The 19341-nt window shown below is 70.4% G+C and carries 15 protein-coding genes; 12 read left to right on the top strand and 3 right to left on the bottom strand.

What is annotated here, in order from left to right; genetic code table 11:
* Window positions 1–110: 110 nt before the first annotated feature.
* The 7 genes from AB0C62_RS00750 (at window position 111) to AB0C62_RS00720 (ending at window position 6600) form a co-directional block, all read left to right on the top strand.
* Window positions 111–455, top strand: coding sequence for a YbaB/EbfC family nucleoid-associated protein (locus AB0C62_RS00750; RefSeq protein WP_081218502.1), 345 nt, complete (start codon window positions 111–113; stop codon window positions 453–455).
* Between the two features lie 86 nt (window positions 456–541).
* Window positions 542–1141, top strand: coding sequence for a recombination mediator RecR (gene recR / locus AB0C62_RS00745; protein ID WP_266400725.1), 600 nt, complete (start codon window positions 542–544; stop codon window positions 1139–1141).
* Window positions 1134–1793, top strand: a complete 660-nt coding sequence (locus tag AB0C62_RS00740) for a DUF5063 domain-containing protein (protein ID WP_362968927.1) — start codon at window positions 1134–1136, stop codon at window positions 1791–1793. The genes recR and AB0C62_RS00740 overlap by 8 nt, the downstream gene beginning before the upstream one ends.
* Window positions 1794–2041: 248 nt before the next feature.
* Window positions 2042–3319: an aspartate kinase gene (locus AB0C62_RS00735; RefSeq protein ID WP_362968926.1), complete on the top strand. Its 1278-nt coding sequence runs from the start codon at window positions 2042–2044 to the stop codon at window positions 3317–3319.
* Complete coding sequence (locus tag AB0C62_RS00730) at window positions 3316–4374, top strand: aspartate-semialdehyde dehydrogenase (protein WP_362968924.1); 1059 nt, start codon at window positions 3316–3318, stop codon at window positions 4372–4374. Before AB0C62_RS00735 ends, AB0C62_RS00730 begins: the two co-directional genes overlap by 4 nt.
* Before the next feature lie 436 nt (window positions 4375–4810).
* Window positions 4811–5479, top strand: a complete 669-nt coding sequence (locus tag AB0C62_RS00725; RefSeq protein ID WP_362968923.1) for a SigE family RNA polymerase sigma factor — start codon at window positions 4811–4813, stop codon at window positions 5477–5479.
* Window positions 5480–5562: 83 nt separating this feature from the next.
* Entirely contained in the window at window positions 5563–6600 is a 1038-nt protein-coding gene (locus AB0C62_RS00720; RefSeq protein WP_362968921.1) for a hypothetical protein, read from the top strand.
* A gap of 188 nt (window positions 6601–6788) precedes the next feature.
* On the opposite strand, the gene AB0C62_RS00715 is transcribed toward AB0C62_RS00720, so the two are convergent.
* Window positions 6789–7667: an SURF1 family protein gene (locus AB0C62_RS00715; RefSeq protein WP_362968920.1), complete on the bottom strand. Its 879-nt coding sequence runs from the start codon at window positions 7665–7667 to the stop codon at window positions 6789–6791.
* A 49-nt stretch (window positions 7668–7716) separates the two neighbouring features.
* The gene (locus tag AB0C62_RS00710) at window positions 7717–8091 is read right to left on the bottom strand and encodes a nuclear transport factor 2 family protein (protein WP_362968919.1); all 375 of its coding nucleotides are present in this window, start codon (window positions 8089–8091) and stop codon (window positions 7717–7719) included.
* Between the two features lie 172 nt (window positions 8092–8263).
* Here AB0C62_RS00710 and AB0C62_RS00705 point away from each other — a divergent pair, with 172 nt between their 5' ends.
* Window positions 8264–10093: a prolyl oligopeptidase family serine peptidase gene (locus tag AB0C62_RS00705; RefSeq protein WP_362968917.1), complete on the top strand. Its 1830-nt coding sequence runs from the start codon at window positions 8264–8266 to the stop codon at window positions 10091–10093.
* A gap of 225 nt (window positions 10094–10318) precedes the next feature.
* On the opposite strand, the gene AB0C62_RS00700 is transcribed toward AB0C62_RS00705, so the two are convergent.
* Window positions 10319–12301 (bottom strand): NAD-binding protein, encoded by a 1983-nt coding sequence (locus tag AB0C62_RS00700; RefSeq protein WP_362969109.1) that lies wholly within the window; start codon window positions 12299–12301, stop codon window positions 10319–10321.
* Between the two features lie 241 nt (window positions 12302–12542).
* Here AB0C62_RS00700 and AB0C62_RS00695 point away from each other — a divergent pair, with 241 nt between their 5' ends.
* The 4 genes from AB0C62_RS00695 to AB0C62_RS00680 all read left to right on the top strand — a co-directional run bounded on the left by AB0C62_RS00695 (window position 12543) and on the right by AB0C62_RS00680 (window position 18979).
* Window positions 12543–13016, top strand: a complete 474-nt coding sequence (locus AB0C62_RS00695; protein ID WP_362968916.1) for a carboxymuconolactone decarboxylase family protein — start codon at window positions 12543–12545, stop codon at window positions 13014–13016.
* Window positions 13017–13199: 183 nt separating this feature from the next.
* Complete coding sequence (locus AB0C62_RS00690) at window positions 13200–14228, top strand: NERD domain-containing protein (protein ID WP_362968915.1); 1029 nt, start codon at window positions 13200–13202, stop codon at window positions 14226–14228.
* Window positions 14229–15581: 1353 nt separating this feature from the next.
* The gene (locus AB0C62_RS00685) at window positions 15582–16148 is read left to right on the top strand and encodes a hypothetical protein (RefSeq protein ID WP_362968914.1); all 567 of its coding nucleotides are present in this window, start codon (window positions 15582–15584) and stop codon (window positions 16146–16148) included.
* A gap of 302 nt (window positions 16149–16450) precedes the next feature.
* Window positions 16451–18979 (top strand): VCBS repeat-containing protein, encoded by a 2529-nt coding sequence (locus AB0C62_RS00680; protein WP_362968912.1) that lies wholly within the window; start codon window positions 16451–16453, stop codon window positions 18977–18979.
* Window positions 18980–19341: the final 362 nt, after the last annotated feature.

Raw genomic sequence — 19341 nt, 5'->3', positions numbered from 1 at the left:
AGACGGTCTCACTCGAAAGAGTGCTTGGGCGACGGGCCGGTCGACCACGTAGGCTCGTGCTGGACAGGAAAAACGGTCCGTACAGCCGTACTCGAAACCAGGAGCTGATCGTGATTCCCGGTGGTGGCCAGCCCAATATGCAGCAGTTGCTGCAGCAGGCCCAGAAGATGCAGCAGGACCTGGCGAACGCCCAGGAGGAACTGGCGCGGACGGAGGTCGAAGGCCAGGCCGGAGGCGGTCTGGTCCGGGCGACCGTGACGGGTTCCGGAGAGCTCCGCGGCCTGGTGATCGACCCGAAGGCGGTCGACCCCGAGGACACCGAGACGCTCGCCGACCTCGTCGTCGCGGCCGTCCAGGCGGCCAACGAGAACGCTCAGGCGCTCCAGCAGCAGAAGCTCGGCCCGCTCACCCAGGGGCTCGGCGGCGGCAGCGGCATTCCCGGTCTGCCTTTCTAAGACCGGCGGCGGCCAACTACCGTACGCACAAGGAAAAGACGTAAGACGGAACCAGGCGGTACCGAAGCACTCGGAAAGGCAGTCCGTTGTACGAAGGCGTGGTCCAGGACCTCATCGACGAACTGGGGCGGCTCCCCGGCGTCGGTCCCAAGAGCGCGCAGCGGATCGCCTTCCACATCCTCCAGGCCGAGCCGACGGACGTCCGTCGGCTCGCGCAGTGCCTCATGGAGGTCAAGGCGAAGGTCCGCTTCTGCGCGACCTGCGGCAACGTCGCGCAGGAGGAGCTGTGCAACATCTGCCGCGACCCGCGCCGCGACCTCACGGTGATCTGTGTGGTGGAGGAGCCGAAGGACGTCGTCGCGGTCGAGCGGACACGTGAGTTCCGGGGCAAGTACCACGTCCTCGGCGGCGCGATCAGCCCGATCGAGGGCGTCGGTCCGGACGACCTGCGGATAAGGGAACTCCTGGCCCGTCTCGCCGACGGCACGGTCACGGAGCTGATCCTGGCGACGGACCCGAACCTGGAGGGCGAGGCCACGGCCACGTACCTCGCCCGCATGATCAAGCCCATGGGCCTCAAGGTCACCCGCCTGGCCAGCGGCCTCCCGGTGGGCGGCGACCTGGAATACGCGGACGAGGTCACGCTCGGCCGTGCCTTCGAGGGGAGACGACTCCTAGATGTCTGACGCCACGCTGCATGCGACGAGCCCCGACCCCGACGACTTCTCGGTCCAGATCGCGGACCAGGTGGAGAGCTTCCTGGTCGCCGTCACCGAGGTGGCCAAGGGCGACGAGCCGGATTCGGCCGTGCCCTTCCTCCTCCTGGAGGTGTCCCAGCTCCTCCTCGCGGGCGGCCGTCTCGGCGCGCACGAGGACATCGTCCCCGACGAGCGCTACGAGCCCGACCTGGGTCCCGAGGCGGACGTCGACATCCTGCGCGAGCGGCTCGCGGTGATGCTCGAGCCGATCGACGTCTACTCCGAGGTCTTCGACCCCTACGAGCCCCGTAAGGCGCCGGTCGCCTGCCGTATCTCCGACGACCTCGCCGACGTCATCGCCGACCTGCGCCACGGCATGGCCCACTACCGGGCCGGCCGCACCACGGAAGCCATGTGGTGGTGGCAGTTCTCCTACTTCTCGAACTGGGGCTCCACCGCCTCCGGGGCCCTGCGCGCCCTCCAGTCGCTGGTGGCGCACGTCCGTCTGAACCAGCCCCTCGACGACCTGAACGGTCTCGACACCGACCAGGACCTCGGCGAGGACGCCCTCGCGGAGGAGGCGGGTCAGGTGATGGCCCAGGAGATCGCCGGCCCGCTCGGCCTGCGCACCGTCACGTAGCCCGCTCGTCCGCCCGCACCCGGTGCCGCGGGATGTGACACCGGGCACTTTCGGAGTGGCCGGGCCGAAGGACGGGCAGGTGCCGTCTCGGAGCGGCCGGATGTCCCTTGCTGACCTGACATCCCGAGTGATCACGTCGTGAGCGGGACATCTCACGATGCGATACCTCGGAAGGGAAATCCGGCCGCTCGTTAGACTGAGCCGACCGCAGTTGTGCGGTGCAGAGACGGATTGAGCGAGGAGCGCACGTGGGCCTTGTCGTGCAGAAGTACGGAGGTTCCTCCGTAGCCGATGCCGAGGGCATCAAGCGCGTCGCCAAGCGAATCGTGGAAGCGAAGAAGAACGGCCACCAGGTGGTCGTGGTCGTTTCCGCGATGGGCGACACGACGGACGAGCTGATCGATCTCGCCGAGCAGGTATCTCCGATGCCCAGCGGACGAGAGTTCGACATGCTGCTGACCGCCGGCGAGCGGATCTCCATGGCGCTGCTGGCGATGGCGATCAAGAACCTGGGCCACAGCGCCCAGAGCTTCACCGGGAGCCAGGCAGGCGTCATCACCGACTCGGTCCACAACAAAGCCCGGATCATCGACGTCACCCCCGGCCGTATCCGTACGGCGCTCGACGAGGGCAACATCGCCATCGTCGCCGGGTTCCAGGGCGTCTCGCAGGACAAGAAGGACATCACCACGCTGGGCCGCGGCGGGTCCGACACCACGGCCGTCGCGCTGGCCGCGGCGCTCGACGCCGAGGTGTGCGAGATCTACACCGACGTGGACGGCGTGTTCACCGCCGACCCGCGCGTGGTGAAGAAGGCGAAGAAGATCGACCGGATCGCCTTCGAGGACATGCTGGAGCTCGCCGCCTCCGGCTCCAAGGTGCTCCTCCACCGCTGTGTGGAGTACGCCCGCCGCTACAACATCCCGATCCACGTGCGCTCGTCCTTCAGCGGGCTCCAGGGCACCTGGGTCAGCAGCGCACAGAACCAGCAAGGGGACCAGAAGGTGGAGCAGGCCATCATCTCCGGTGTCGCTCACGACACCTCCGAGGCCAAGGTCACGGTCGTCGGCGTCCCGGACAAGCCGGGCGAGGCCGCCGCGATCTTCCGCGCCATCGCCAACGCCGAGATCAACATCGACATGATCGTGCAGAACGTGTCGGCGGCCACCACGGGCCTGACGGACATCTCCTTCACCCTCCCCAAGACCGAGGGCCGCAAGGCCATCGACGCCCTGGAGAAGGCGAAGGCCGTGATCGGCTTCGAGTCGCTGCGCTACGACGACCAGATCGGCAAGATCTCCCTCGTCGGCGCCGGCATGAAGACGAACCCGGGCGTCACGGCGGGCTTCTTCGAGGCCCTCACCGACGCCGGCGTCAACATCGAGCTGATCTCGACCTCCGAGATCCGCATCTCGGTGGTCACCCGCGCCGACGACGTCAACGAAGCCGTCCGCGCCGTGCACAGCGCCTTCGGACTCGACTCCGACAGCGACGAGGCCGTCGTCTACGGAGGCACCGGGCGATGACCGGACGACCGACGCTCGCGGTCGTGGGTGCGACCGGAGCCGTCGGCTCGGTCATGCTCCAGATCCTGTCCCAGCACGCGGACATCTGGGGCGAGATCCGTCTGATCGCCTCGCCGCGCTCCGCCGGCCGCAAGCTGGCCGTGCGCGGCGAGGAGGTCGAGGTGGTGGCCCTGTCGGAGGAGTCCTTCGACGGGGTCGACGTCGCCATGTTCGACGTCCCGGACGAGGTGGCCGCCCAGTGGGCGCCGATCGCCGCCGCCAAGGGCGCGGTCGTCGTCGACAACTCGGGCGCCTTCCGGATGGACCCGGAAGTGCCCCTCGTCGTCCCCGAGGTGAATCCGCACGCCGCGCGCGTGCGCCCCCGCGGGATCGTCGCGAACCCGAACTGCACCACCCTCTCGATGATCGTGGCGCTCGGCGCCCTGCACGCCGAGTTCGGGCTGCGCGAACTCGTCGTCTCCTCGTACCAGGCGGTCAGCGGCGCCGGCCGCGCGGGCATCGACACCCTGCGCCAGCAGATGTCCCTGGTCGCCGGCACGGAACTGGGCACCAGCCCCGGCGACGTACGCCGGGCCGTCGGCGACAACACGGGCCCCTTCCCGGAGCCGGTCGCGCTGAACGTGGTGCCGTGGGCCGGGTCGCTCGCCGAGGACGGCTGGTCCTCGGAGGAGATGAAGGTCCGCAACGAGACGCGCAAGATCCTCGCGCTGCCGCAGCTGAAGGTCGCGGTGACCTGCGTGCGCGTCCCGGTCGTCACCACGCACTCCCTGACCGTGCACGCCCGCTTCGAGGGCGAGGTCACCGTCGACAAGGCACGGGAGATCCTGGCCACCGCGCCCGGTGTCGTGCTGTTCGACAACCCCGCCGCCGGTGAGTTCCCCACTCCCGCCGACGTGGTGGGCACCGACCCGACGTGGGTCGGGCGGGTCCGCCGGGCCCTGGACGATTCGACTGCCCTCGAACTGTTTGTGTGCGGCGACAACCTGCGCAAGGGTGCTGCGTTGAACACCGCTCAGATCGCGGAGCTGGTGGCGGCGGAGATCGTCGGCGCGTAGCCCGCGGAGGTCCGGACCCCGGTCGTTCCGCAGGTTCTGCGCTCCCGGCGTCCACCAGCCGGAATCTTGGTGGCCGTTCGGGGAGACCTTTGTAGGATCTGTGTTGGTTCAGTGATCAATTTAATGGTCCGGACCTCTTGAACCGACCCGGGTCGGCGTCCGAAGATTTCCCTCCCCGCTCTCCGCAACCGCGCGGAGGGCGGGGAGCGTCTTTGCGGTCGCCGTTCAGGGGCGACGGGGCAGCAGACACATGGGGCACAGGGGAAGAGCTGGTACGCATGAGGGCATCTAGTGCATCGTCGCGCGCGCCGTACGGCGTTCCGGCGGGCGGTCCAACGGGCGTACCGGAGGGTGGTGTTCAGACGAATGTGGCGTCCCGCGCGAATGTGACGCCTGTCGCGTACAACCCTCCCGGGGGGACGTGTGTCCAACTGGCGTGGCAGAGGTACTCGAATTCACCGCGGTACAGACGAGGGGCACCGCCCTGCGTCCACCCCGCCGACTCCGCAGCCCCGGCGCGCCCGGCGGCATGCCGGTGATCGCGCCCATGCCTGCGACGCGGCCTACCCGCATTCCGGACCAGCGTGACGGCGCCGAGGACATCGCGGCGGCGGGCACGACCGTCGACCATCTCACCGAGACGTACCGGGCGCACTACCGCTCGCTCCTCGGTCTGGCGGCACTCCTGCTGGACGACACCGCCTCCTGCGAGGACGTCGTCCAGGAGGCCTTCATCCGGGTGCACTCGGCGCGCAAGCGCGTGCGGGACCCGGAGAAGACGCTCGCCTACCTGAGGCAGACCGTCGTCAACCTTTCGCGCTCGGCCCTGCGCCGTCGCATCCTCGGCCTCAAGCTCCTCTCGAAGCCGATGCCCGACATGGCGAGCGCCGAGGAAGGCGCCTACGACCAGTTGGAGCGCGACGCGCTGATCAAGGCGATGAAGGGACTCCAGCGCCGCCAGCGCGAGGTCCTCGTCCTGCGCTACTTCGCGGACATGACGGAAGCCCAGGTCGCCGAGACGCTCGGCATCTCCCTGGGCTCGGTCAAGGCGTACGGCTCGCGCGGGATCGCCGCGCTCCGCGTCGCCATGGAGGCGTCGGCATGAGCGCGTCCGACGATCGGTGGCGTCCCGGCGACCCGGGGCGCCCGGAACCTGAGCACAAGCAATCGCACGCTGGGAACGGAACTGTGAACCACGGCCCAGACGAACAGCCCGACCCGCACGGGCAGGACGGACCGGGAGCCGAGGGGTTCGGCTCGGACGAGCTGGCGCTGCGCCGACTGCTGCACCAGGCCGTCGACACGATCGAACCCACCGACGGCACCCTGGCCCACCTGCGGCGTGCCGTACCGGCCCGGCGGGCCCGCAAGCGCCAGGCCGTGGTGGGTATGGCGGCCGCCGCGCTCTTCATGGGCACGGCGATCCCGGCGGCGGTGCACGTCTCCAACTCCTCCGGGTCGAACGTCAACCCGTCCAACGCGGCCAACAGCTCCGCCGCCCAGGGCGGCGCGAACCAGGACAAGGGCACGGGCACCGGCGACGGGAAGCAGGCCGGCGGCTCGGGCGGCACGTCCAAGGGCAAGGACACCGGCGGCCGGACCGAGAAGCCGGGCAAGGACAAGGGCGCGGGCAGCGGTGCCGCCACGGGTGGTGCCGACCCGTCGGCGTCGGCCCTGAGCGCGGCCGCGTGCACGACGGAGCAGCTCGGCGGAGCCACCGGCACCGCCGCGGGCCCGGACTCCACGGGCGCCGTCTACGGCTCCTTCACCGTCTCGAACGTCTCCACCACCGCCTGCACCGTCACCGGCGCGGGCAGCTTCAACGCCACCGCCCAGGGCGCGGCGGAGCAGGGCAAGATCGGCGTGGCGACGCATGTCACGGGCGACGCGGCCGGCGGGCTGCCCGACCCCTCGGCGGAGGTGACCTCCCTGGTCCTGCAGCCGGGTGGGTCGTACGTGGTGAAGTTCGCCTGGGTGCCCTCGGAGACGTGCCCGACCATTCCGCCGTCTCCGGACCCGACGCCCACCGAGGGCGCCACCGACACCGGCGGCACGTCGTCGGAGGGGGCCGGTGCCGCGCCGCAGCTCTACGTCGAGGACGGTGTGCAGGACGGCAGTGTCCTCGTGTCCAGCACGGCGGCCACGGGGGGCGCGGGAGCCTCGGTGAACGTGGCCAACGCCTGCGCCGGCACGGTCATCCACACCGGAATCCTGGCGTCCGCCTGACCGGTCGCCGCCATCGGCGGCACGGACGACACAGACGGCCCTTCGCGCTCGCCCAGCGGCGGATGCGCGAAGGGCCTTCGCGTTCACCGGCCGCCGCGGCGGCGGGCTCAGCGTCCTGCTGGGCCTGATGACGCTGACGGACGGTGTGCTCGCCGGCGGGCGGGACGGCCGGTGGGCCTTCGTGCTCGCTAGGCGGTGGTGGAGGGTGCCGGCTCGGCTTCGGCCGCGTCGCCGTCGTCCTTGGTGGCGCCGTCGCCCGTCCCGGGGGCGGACGCGGATCCGGAACGGGTGCCCTCTTCAGGGCCGGCGTCCGGGAACAGGCCCAGCTCGGCGTCGCGGGCGAACTCCACCTCGCGGCGCAGCAGCCGGAACCACATGAAGACGACGAAGCCAGCGAAGACGAACCACTCGCCGGTGTATCCGAGGTTCTGGAACGCCTTGAGGTCGAGCCCCGTGTTCTGCGGGGCGGCCGGCGGCACGGCCTTCATGCCGGCGTCGGCCTTGTCGAGGGTGATCCACGCGTCGTACGGGGTGTACGGCACCAGGTTCACCAGGGACGCGGCGCTGATCGCGGCGGTCTGCCCCGAGGGAAGTCCGCCGGCCGTGCTGACACCGTTCGACCCGGGGCTCTCGGAGGCCTGCAGCGCGCCCGTGACGGTGACCTCGCCGCCGGGGGCGGCCGGGGACTTCGCCGGGTCGGCGGCACCGGGCAGCCAGCCCCGGACCACGGGCAGCGCCTTGCCGCCGTCGACGCGCAGCAGCGTCAGGACGTAGAAGCCCTGCCTGCCGTCCAGTTCGCGGTCGGGCACGAGGAGTTGCTCGCCGTACCGGCCCGTCGCGATGGTCTGCTTGCCGGACGTCTGCGTGGTCACGGGCAGCATGCCGGCCAGTGGCCTGGCGGGGTCCGTCTTGGCCGCCGAGGCCGCCTTGTCCGCCGTCCGGTGGTCCTGCACCCGGTCCTCGAAGCGCCCCAACTGCCATGACCCCATGAAGATGCAGAAGGGGATGGCCAACAGCACGAAGACGTTGATCCCCCACCAGCGGGGCGTCAGCAGGAACCGGTACACATCGTCCACGGTACGGTGCCGCCCCGCGCGGCTCGGCCGTGGGGCCCGCTCAGTAGCGCTCCACGAGCCGCTCCCGGCCCGCCGGCGGCTCGTACGGCTCGGGCCAGAAGTCCGTGACGCTGGTGATCCTGCCGTCCTCGCCTGCCGTGAAGAACGTGATCGCGTGCATCTCCTCCAGGCCCTCGGTGAGAAGGATCCACGAGACGGCGTGACCGGGCTCGGCCACGATCCGCTCGATCCGCGCGCGCCAGTCGCCCGGGTACTCACGGTTGAACGCGACATACCGCTCTCTGCCGCTGATGCGCTCCCGCGTCTGCGGCAGGGTGTAGACGACGTCCTCGGCGAGCAGGCCCGCGAAGGCATCCCAGTCCCGGGCGTCGGCGGCGGCCCAGTAGCTCTCGACGGTGGTGCGCAGATCGGTCATGCGAGAAGTCTGCAGCCCGCCACTGACACAAGACCTGACCTGCGCCGACGGAGTGTCGGTCGGGTGCGCTCGGGTCCGTCGCCGGGCGGCGTGACGCTCGGGGCCGGGGGAGTTTTCCACAGGCTGGGGATCCCGTCGGCACGCCCCGGCCCGGGCCAGGCACTATGGGGCCATGACTGAGAGCAGCAGGTCCATCGAGCAGCAGCAGGCAGACATGCCCGACTGGGAGAAGCGCTTCCGGGCACCCCGGGTGTCGCTGCCGGACTGGGCGGAGGACGCCCCGCACCGCTCCCTGTTCGTCTCGAACGCGACAGGGACGTACGAGCTGTACGCGTGGGACCGTGCGACGGGGGAGCAGCGCCAGGTCACCCACCGGGCGAACGGCACGACGGACGGCGTGCTCTCGCCCGACGGCGCGTGGATCTGGTGGTTCGACGACAAGGACGGCGACGAGTTCGGCATCTGGCGCCGCCGCCCCTTCGAGGCCGCCCTGGTCGACGGCGAGACCGACGAACCGGCCGTCCCGGACCTCGACCCCTCGTACCCCGCGGGTCTGGCCATCGGCCGTGACGGACGGACGGCCGTGGTCGGGCGCTCGACGGACGACGACGGTTCGACGATCCACCTGGCGCGGGCAGGCGAGTCCCCGGTGGAGATCTACCGGCACCGCGAGTCGGCCGGCGTCGGCGACCTCGCGCACGACGGCTCGCTCATCGCGATCGAGCACACCGAGCACGGCGACGCGATGCACTCCGCGCTGCGGGTGCTGCGCCCGGACGGTTCCGCGGTCGCCGAGCTCGACGACACCGAGGGCGGCACCGTCGAGCTGGGCCTCGAAGTACTGGGCTTCGCACCGGTGGACGGGGACAGCCGGCTGCTCATCGGGCATCAGCGGCGGGGCCGCTGGGAGCCCCTGGTGTGGGACGTGTCGACCGGCGAGCAGACCGACCTGGCGCTCGACCTCCCGGGTGACGTGGCCGCCGAGTGGTATCCGGACGGCTCGGCCCTCCTCGTGGCCCACAGCTTCGAGGCCCGCAGCGACCTCTGGCGCTACGACCTCGCCTCCGGCGAGCTGACCGAGGTCCCGACCCCGCCGGGCACCGTCTCCGGAGCGACGGCGCGTCCGGACGGCACCGTGGAGTACCTGTGGTCCTCCGCCGCCGAGCCGTCGGTGGTCCGCTCCACGACAGGCGCGGTCGTCCTGGACCCGCCCGGCCTGAAGTCCCCGGGGTCGGTCCCCGTGGAGGACGTCTGGGTCGAGGGGCCCGGCGGCCGTATCCACGCCCTGATCCAGAAGCCGGCCGGCACCACCGGTCCGCTCCCCACCGTGTTCGACATCCACGGCGGCCCGACCTGGCACGACAGCGACTCGTTCGCCGCGGGCCCGGCGGCCTGGGTCGACCACGGGTACGCGGTGGTCCGGGTCAACTACCGCGGTTCCACGGGCTACGGCCGTGCGTGGACGGACGCGCTCAAGCACCGCGTCGGCCTCATCGAGCTGGAGGATATCGAGGCGGTCCGCGCCTGGGCGGTGGACTCCGGTCTGGCCGACCCCGAGCGGCTGATCCTCACCGGCGGGTCCTGGGGCGGCTACCTCACCCTCCTCGGCCTCGGTACCCGGCCCGACGCGTGGACGCTCGGCATCGCCGCCGTGCCGGTCGCCGACTACGTCACGGCGTACCACGACGAGATGGAGGCCCTGAAGGCGATGGACCGCACGCTGCTCGGCGGCACACCGGAAGAGGTCCCCGAGCGCTTCGAGGCGTCCTCCCCGCTCACCTACGTCGACGCGGTGAAGGCTCCCGTCTACATCTCGGCCGGGGTGAACGACCCTCGCTGCCCCATCCGCCAGATCGACAACTACGTCACCCGCCTCGCCGCCCGCGAGGCGCCGCACGAGGTCTACCGCTACGACGCGGGCCACGGCTCCCTGGTCGTCGACGAACGCATCAAGCAGGTCCGCCTGGAACTGGACTTCGCAGAGAGGTACTTGGGGAAGTAGGCCGGGTTACAGCCACAGCCACAGCCACAGCCACAGCCACAGCCACGGGCACGGCGACGGCGTAAGCGACAGCTACGGCTATCGCTTACGGGCCTACGGCCTCGGTTCGCGCCTTGCGGGGCGGTGCCCGGGGAGGCGGTGTCCGGGGAGGCGGTCCTGCTTCCCGGCCCGCCCTCGCGCGCCGCAGGGCCCGGCGGAGCCGCCTCCTCCGCCCGGCCCGCTCGGCTACACCCCGGCCCGCCGCTGGGGTCGCCGTCCGAGCAGTTCCGCGAGCCCGCGCCGGGTCGCCGCGAGCACCACGCGGTCCTCGGGCTTCAGGACGTAGGTGGCGGGCAGGTCCCACACCAGGCTGGGTCCGCGGGAGGAAGCCGCCGAGGCCGCCCGGCGCTGTCCCCGGGGCGCGGTGTCGAGGGCGAGCACCCGCCACGACCCGGCCCGGAACGCCTCACCCACCGTGCGGCCCTCCAGCTGCGGATGGCCGCCCACGTCGACCGCGGCGAACAGCAGCACCCGCCGCTCGACCGGAATCGCCCCGAGGATCTGCCGCCCCATCATCGCCCCGGCGAACGCCGGCGCGGCCAGGTGGGACACGCTGCGGCTCCGGGTGAGCGCGCCGGGATGCGCGGACCGCAGGGTGCGGTACACGGCGGTCGCGAAGTCGTCGTCGTACAGCCGCAGGACGACGCGCAGATCGGGCTGCACGCTGCGGGCGTACAGCACGGCCTCCAGGTTCGTGGTGTCCGCGCTGGTCAGCGCGAGCAGCGCGTGGGCCCGGCGGATCTTGGCCGCCTCCAGTACACCTTCCTGCGTCACGTCGCCCAGCACGACCGGCACGCGCAGGCGCCGGGCGAGCGCCAGCCCACGTGCCTCCGGATCGGCCTCGACGCACACCACGGGGATGTGCAGCTCCCGCAGCCGGGCCAGCACCCGGGTACCGATCTTGCCGACGCCGAGCAGCACCACGTGCCCGGACAGACCGCGCGGCGGCTTGCGCAACGCGGACCCGCTGCGGAACGTACCGAGCGCCTCCAGTACGGCGGCCAGCAGCACCGGCAGGAGCAGCAACCCGACCATGCCAGAACAGAGTTGGAGGATCTGGCGGCCCAGCGGCTGACCTATGGCCGGGTCGTTGATGGCGAACAGATCGAGCAGTGTCAGATAGGTCGCCTGGAGCGGTTTCTCCCCGGTGACCAGCATCGACGCCACGGCGAGCCCGACCACGCAGGCGACGAGCCCGGCGAACGACCAGCGCAGCCGCCGCGAGAGCAGCGAACCGAAGGACGGGACGACGCCGCGCCCGGAGGACAGTTCGGGACCGGCGTACGAGACGTTCTCCAGGACGACGGTGCCGCGCCCGGTGGCGCCGGCCACCGCCCCTTCGTCGGGCAGGAGTTGGGGGCCCTGGGAGCCACTGCCCTCCGAACCGTCCGCACCCGCCGGGTCGTTGGCCGTGGCGGACAGCAACGCGAGGGTGCACAGGCCGGGATCGGCGACCTCGCCGGGGGCCGGAGGCGGCCGTTCGACCGCGCGGAGCATCAGCCCGTCGGTCTGGACGACCTTGCTGGTACCGGCCACGGCGGTGGCGGCCAGCGCGGGCGCGGCGGTGTCGGCGTCGGACAGGACGGTGGTGGACGCGTCGTAGACGTCACGGCCGGGAGCGGTGGGATCGGCGGGGTCTCCCGAGGTGCCGGACCCGAGCGTCCCGGCGTGGAGCGGGGCGCCGGCGAGGGCGGAGGCCTGGTCGAGGAGAGCTTCGATGTGCTGTCCGAGGCGCCGGTTGTAGAGCCGCAGGACGAGCCGGATCCGCGGGTTAAGCCGCCGGGCGGTGAGAGCGGCACGGATGTTGGTCTCGTCGTCGTCGTACACGAGCGCCAGCGCGGCGGCCCGCTCGACCCCGGCGTCGCCGAGCACCTCCTCGGTCAGCTCGGCGGCCTCCACGACGCGCTCGGAACCGGGCGGCTCCCCGACCCGCCCGCCGGCGGGGACGGTGCCGTCCCCGCCGGCGTTCCCGCTGTTCCCGTTCCCGGAGGCCCGGTTGACGGCTGCGGAGACACGGTCGAACAGGGCCGTGGCCCGTGTCCGCCCGACCACCGGCGGTCGCACGCTCCGCTGCGCGGGCGGTACGACGAGGGTGACCTGTTCGCCGTAGACGCCGCGCAACTCGGCGGCCAGCCGGTGCGCCAGGGCGTCGTCGCCGGCCACCACCATGTGAGCGGCCGCGTCGGGTGATGCGCTCTGAGACGGAAGGTTCACCACGGGAGAGAAGACTGCCCCACGGGCCCGGGCGGTTCCAGTGCCGGATGAGCCCCGGCCGTCGCCGCGTGGTCCACCGGGGCGAGACGCGGGTCACGGACGGCGATGTCACAACGGACGGGGTCCGTCCCGTCCAAGGGGTTGAAGCACCACGGCAAGCCACCGCATGTGCGGCACACGTGACCTAGGAGAAGCCATGGAAGCCCGTCTGAACCTCTTCGCCAGCCCGATCGCCGCGAAGTTCGGAAAGCATCTCGCCGCGGCGGGGAAGGCGCTCGCGGACTCGACGGTGCCGGCCGCGACGCAGGAACTGGTGAAACTCCGCGCCAGCCAGATCAACGGCTGCGGTTTCTGCACCGACATGCACACCAAGGACGCCGAGCACGCCGGGGAGACGTCGGTGCGCCTCAACCTGGTCGCGGCCTGGCGGGAGGCCACGGTGTTCACCGACGCCGAGCGCGCCGCCCTGGAGTTGACGGAACAGGCCACCCGCATCGCGGACGCGGCGGGCGGCGTCACGGACGAGTGCTGGGCGAACGCCGCCAAGTACTACGACGAGGAGCAACTCGCCACCCTGGTCTGCGTCATCTCCCTCATCAACGCCTTCAACCGGGGCAACGTCATGGTCCAGCAGCCGGCGGGCAGTTACCGCCCGGGGCAGTTCGCCTGAGGGGGCACGGCAGGGGCCCGGTCGCCATCGTGCGACGGGGCCTCTGCCCAGCACCTTCTCGTCCCGCCGGCACGACGCGTTCCGCAGTCGGGGAACCGCCCGCCCCCAGCGCGCCCTTGTGCGCCCGGTCCTCGCGCTGCTGCCATGTCGACATCGGCACCGACGAGGTCGGAGGGGGCAACCATGCTTCAGCTCACGGTCGTTCGATGGAAACGGTTCGGGCACGACCGTCTCTACGCCCATCTTCCCGACGGCACGGCGGCAGGCTGGGCCGACTGCACGACGGGCACGATCACCGTCCTGCTCCAGGAGTACGGGGACCCGGTGACGTCCGTACTCGCACCGCACTTACCGGGGACGCCGAAGTCACCGGCAACGGGAGCACCGTGGCACGCGGTCGCACCGTCCCATGCGGGCGCACCGTCTCGGGAGGGGGCGACGTCCCGTCGGGCGGCGCCGGACATGCGCCGGCGCCAGGGCGGACTGCGCAGCGCTCCGGCACCGGACGCAACGCCGACAGCGGCGCAGACGCCCCACCCCACGACGCCCCACCCCACGACGCCCGACCCCGTGACGCCCCTCCTCCCACCCCTGACCCCACCCGACGACCTGGCGGAGAACGCTCCCGGCACGGCACTTCGGCCGAGTTTCGACGAGTCCTCGGCCGGTCCCGTGGCACGGGCTCTGGCCCGAATACTCGGGCACCCGGCCGACGGGGACCCGTGGCGCAAGGGCGCGGGTGGCGAACGCCGCGTCGGCGCCGAACTCGACCGGCTGCGACGCCACGGATGGCACGTCCTGCACTCCATCCCGTTGCCGGGGGACGTGGACCTCGACCACCTCCTGATCGGGCCCGGCGGGGTCTTCAGCATCAACACCAAGAACCACCCGGGGAAGCCGGTCTGGGTCGGCGACGACGCCGTGAAGGTCGACAACGGTGACCCCCGGCCGTACGCCCGCAGGAGCCGCTCCGAAGCGGAGCGCGTCCAACGCGTCCTCGGCCACTTCTGCGGATTCGGTGTCCCCGTCGAGCCGGTGCTGGTCTTCGTCGGCGTCACCGACCTGAAGGTCGAAGCGACTCAACACAGGGTGAGGGTCTACCGAGAACGCGAAGTCTCCGCCCTGGCCCCCCTGACCGGCGTCTGGACGCCCTCCCAAGTCACCCGGATCCACAGCGTCGCCCGCCACCGGAGGGCCTGGCTGGAGGCGTGAGGGATGGGGGGCCGGCTGAGGCAGGCCCGATGCCCGACCCCAGGCGCCTGATCCGACAGCTGCGCTGAGCCGAGTCTCCAGCAACGCCAGAGGGCCCCCACCTCTCCGGTAAGGGCCCTCTGACCTGCTACTCGTGGCATCGCGAGGTTCACGCGAGAGGAGCGCCCGCCGGCGGTGGAGCCATGATGCCGCCGAGCATGCGCGCCATCTCGCCGTACATGCGAACAGCTTCGGCGCCCCCGCCGGACGTCCGGGGCGTTCGCCCTTGTGGTCGACGACTCCCGTGGCCAGGAGCGCGTTCTGGAAGAAGAGGTCGCCCGCCTTCCAGGGCCGGTCGGGGGTGTCGTCGGCGCCCGGGAACGTCTCCTTGTAGTCCTTGACGACGATCCATTGGTCGCCGAGGTACTGGTAGGTGTGCGGGTCGATCAGTAGCCCCTGCGAGAGGAATCCCAAGATCTTCTCCCAAATTTCTCCCAGGAGTGCCCGCAGAATCAGAAAGACCCCCTGCACTCACTGAGTGCAGGGGGTCTTTCTGATGTTTCAGCTGTCGGGGTGGCGGGATTTGAACCCACGACCCTCTTCGTCCCGAATACTGTGCGGAAAGATCGCTGACCAGGTGTACTTGACTCCTGCGCAGGCCAGGGCGTTGGTATGAGTTGGTTCCCGTGGGTGGCGATGCCCGCGGCTTTCTTGATCCACTCCCCGGCGGCGCGGCTGGCGGCCAGGCCCCCCGATCGACCTCCCGGTACGGGCGCACGATTGGCGGCGCCGGCTCGGCGCGCAGCAGGCGGTGAGTGATACAGGCTGGTAACACTGCGACTCAACATCCGGCAGTCGCTCGCCACGGGACACAGGATGCGGGGGTGCAGATAGCAGAACTCGTCCTCAAGTACCTTCAGGCGCTTGCGTGGCCAGGCGTAGTGATCACGCTCGCCGTGATCTTCCGGCGTCAGCTAGCAGACGTGTTCAAGCGTCTTAAGGCACTCTCACAAGACGGTCATGGAGGAACTCGGAATCCCGCCCAAGCTCATGGATGAGCGACTCGGGGACCAGGACGGTTCGGTACAGGCGCGCTACTCGCACATCACCGCGAGGATGAGGAAACGGCTCATGGACGAACTGACAGAGCAGTGGGAGGAGTCGTTGGCGGCACGGTCTGCCATGCACCCGCGGTCACCGGTGCGCTCACTCGATGCCTTGCTGAGAGCTCACCGGGGGTGAAGCCCGGGGGAGCGGAATCGCTGGCTCTGTCGGGGATCTTGTGATGTCGTAGGACGTGGAGGGCGGGATCACCCACCCCTTACTCGGCTGGGCGGGTCCGTTCATGCCGTGGTGACCTCTCACCTTGGTTCCATGAGAGAGACGGACGCGAGAGGTCGGGCCGAGTTGCCACACGAGGATGTCTGCGCCGGTGAGCACGGTACCCGCGCGCGGTGCCTGCCCGAGTCGTGGATGTGGGATGTCTTCCATCCCGACGGCAGCCTGAGGGACATTCGGGTCCTCGACACGACCCGCGGCGAGTGGATCGCTGTCCTCGATCGCCTACGTGCTGTGGCTGATGAGACCGAGGTCGAGCACCCCTACCCCCAGCTCGATCCCGCTCATCCCGCTTTCACCGACCTCTTCCGCCTCTGGGTAGATGACCCCGAGGGCGAGGCATCGGCTTTCTCTTTCCGGGCCCGTTTCGGCGCCGTGTGGTTCTTCGCCCTGCCTTGTTTCGAGGAGGAGATCGAGTTCTCGGTCTGGCCCGAGGACGTCCTCAACGGGGCGGGGGTGGCCGCCGTGCTGCGATTCCTGGTCGAGATCGCGACTGCCAGTGAACGACGGGCTCTGCTGACCGGTGAGATAGTCCGGTACGACCCGGAGATGCCGACGCTGATCTCTTATGACCCCGTCACCGGCCTTACTTCCCACATCTGAAGGGGTGAGGTGGAGGTGCCCATAGTAGGGCTGCATCCCCGCACCCGCGGTCACCGGTGCGCTCACTCGATGCCTTGCTGAGAGTCCGAGAGCGCGCCAGGGGTGAAGCCTGGAGAGCGGAAATTCCTTTTGTTGAGCGCCGCCTTCCGCTCTCTTGCCGCGGTGAGTGACCGCCGCAACGCCCCTGATGCGCAAACCGAGCATCGAAATCCGCCCTGGCCTGCGGCGATGTCGGCAGCCGCTGATAACATCCGCGCACTTGTACGAGGGGCGCATGTTCCTTCGTCGGGAGGGGAAAATACGTGGGCTCTCATGCCTTCAGACGCGGCCGCCTGGTCACGGCAGTCGCCGTCGCGGCGCTCGCCATCGGCGGAGTCACCGCCTATCCGCTGATCACGGCAGCACCGAGCAGCGCCGCGACGCTCGCCCCCTGGGGTACTGCGACTCCGATCACCGGCACCCAGGTCAGCGCCTCGGTAAAGGACCTCGTCACCGCGGCCGACGGCTCGGCCGTGGCCGTCTGGAATCAGTTCGCCGGCCGCAACAGCAACGAGCGGAAGCTGTACGCCGCCGTGCGCCCGGCGGGCAGCGACACCTGGGGAACCCCGGCACTGCTGGCGACGACTCCGACCGAAGGCGGAAGCGTCAAACTGCACGCCTCCGCGGACGGCACGGTCACCGCCCTGTGGGTGGAGTTTCCCAACGAGACCTCGCCCGGGGCAGGTGAGTTGAATGTCCGGCTCGTCAGCTCCGTGCTGCCGGCTGACCGGTCCGCCTGGTCCGCCCCCGTCGAGCTCGTGGGCACCGACGCGGCCTGGACCGATGGCGGCATTGACCTCGCTGAGGCGTCCGACGGCTCACTCACCGCGGTCTGGGGGACCAGGGCGACAGCCACCAGCAAGCTGGAGGTCAGCACCGCAACCCGAGGCTCGGACAGCACCTGGTCCGAGCCCAAGCAGATCAGTACCGCCGTGGCGGACGGGGCCGACATGGCCGCGGAGCCGAGCGTGGCTGTCGCCGCTGACGGCACAACCGTCGTCGTCTACGAGCAGCGTGCTGGCGAGACTGCCTCGTTGCGCGCGGTTACCAGGGCGGCAGGGGCAAACGCGTGGACGGCTCCGTCCGCGGTGGCCGGCACGTATCAGTCGGTTTCCCAGCCCGAACTGGCGGCTGCGGACGACGGCTCGCTGACCCTTGCCTGGGAGGGGCACACCGACGAGTCGGAGCCGGAGACCATCTATACCGCCACCCGCGCCGTCTCGGGCGGCACTTGGTCGGCCGCCCAAGCGGTGGCCAACACGGATGACCTGGTCGACACGCCTGAGCCGCTGATCGCTCCGAACGGCGAAGTGACCCTCGTCTGGGTCGACTACACCACCACCTTCGGCACTCGCACCACCACCCGCGCCACCAACGGAACCTGGTCGGCCGTACGGACCCTGTCGACCGGTTACGTACCCGAGCAATACGACGTCGCCATCGGCGGCGATGGCACCGTCCACGCCCTGTGGACCCAGATGGGTGGCGGCGGGCGCGTCTTGATGGAGTCCGCCCGCAGCGAAGGTGCATGGACCAGCGCCACCCAACTCCCGGGCTCCGCCAACGCCTACGTCCGCGGCCAGGTCTCCGTTGGCGGAGACGGCGGCGCAACCGCCGTCTGGTCCGGCGCCACCAGCAGCAGCGTCGACCGGCTCTACGAGTCCCGGACCGCCTGGCCCGCGCTCGCCGTCAGCGGATCCAACGCCCCAGCGACCGCCGACCTCAGGGGCACCACCGCCTCCAGCAATGCCTGGGCTCCGGTCTGGCAGCTCAGCAGACCCACATCGTCGTGGTCGCTGACCCTGACCGACACGGCGGGCAGGACTGTGCGGACCCTCACGGGCACCGCCGCCGGGCTGAAGGCAGCGCCGAGCTGGAATGGCCGCACCAGCAGCGGAGGCTACGCCCCCAATGGATCGCTGACCTGGACACTGCGCGCAACCCAGGTGGGCGCGACCACTGCGGCGAAGCTGGCCTCCGGCACGGTCGCTGTCTCCGGCGGCGCTGCCGTGGCCCATGACTTCGGTGGCACCTCAGCCGCCCCCGACGGCACCGGTGATCTACTCACCCTCAATTCCTCGGGCGCTCTGACGTATCAGCTGGGCAAGCGCACAACTGGAACGTTCTCCGGGAAGGTCAGCGGCACCGGTTGGGCCACCTCCGTCAAGACTGTGCCCATCGGAGACCTCAGCGGTGACCGCTGCAACGACGTTCTCGTGCGTCTGAGCAGCGGCTCGCTCCGCCTCTACAAGCCGGGCTGTGGCAAGGCCGTCACCCCGACGACGTCGTACACCTCGCTTGGCACGGGCTGGGACCAGTACAACGTCCTCACCTCGCCCGGGGACATGTCCGGCGACGGCCGTCCCGACCTGATCGCCCGCAGTTCCTCCACGGGAGCCGTCTACCTCTACAAGGGGACGAGCTCCGGCACCCTGTCCGCGCGAGTCAAGCTCTCGGCGGACTGGTCCGGCTACAAGAAGGTCGTCGGTGTCGGAGACCTGAATGGCGACGGGATCGGCGACCTCCTCGCCCAGACGAGCTCCAACGACCTGTACCGCTACAACGGCACAGGCACCGGCACGTTCAAGACCCGTGTGAAGGTGTTCAGCGCCTGGGGCGGCTCGTACAACGCGGTCGTCGGCGTCGGCGACATAACCGGCGACGGCAAGGTCGACCTCGTCTCCCGCGACAGCGCCGGCAACGTCTACCGAAACAACGGCGACGGCAAGGGATCGTTCGGATCCCGTACGCAGATCGCCACGGGCTGGTCCGGCTACAAGTCCCTCTCCTGACGGCCTTGGAACCACGGGGCGCCCGGGACTCAGCGGTTCCGGGCGCCCTGGCATGTTCGTTCAGGCGGTCCGCCATGCACCCGCGGCCACCAGTGCGCGCTTCGACGCCCTGCTGAGAGCGCGCCAGGAGTAAAGCGCAGGGGAGTGGAATTCCTTGATCCACTCCCCGTTCACTCCCCAGAGGTCCTGAGAAACGAGTCAGGGCCGGTTCCCCGTGAAGGGAAACCGGCCCTGAACTGGTGTTTCAGCTGTCGGGGTGGCGGGATTTGAACCCACGACCTCTTCGTCCCGAATTAGGCCCTGGAAGATCGCGTACGTGCAGGCCAGGCCGAAATTGCAGGTCAGGGCTTTGGGGAGTGTTG

Source organism: Streptomyces sp. NPDC048643 (assembly GCF_040650615.1).
GTDB lineage: Bacteria > Actinomycetota > Actinomycetes > Streptomycetales > Streptomycetaceae > Streptomyces.
This window is presented reverse-complemented; position numbering and strand designations above follow the sequence as displayed.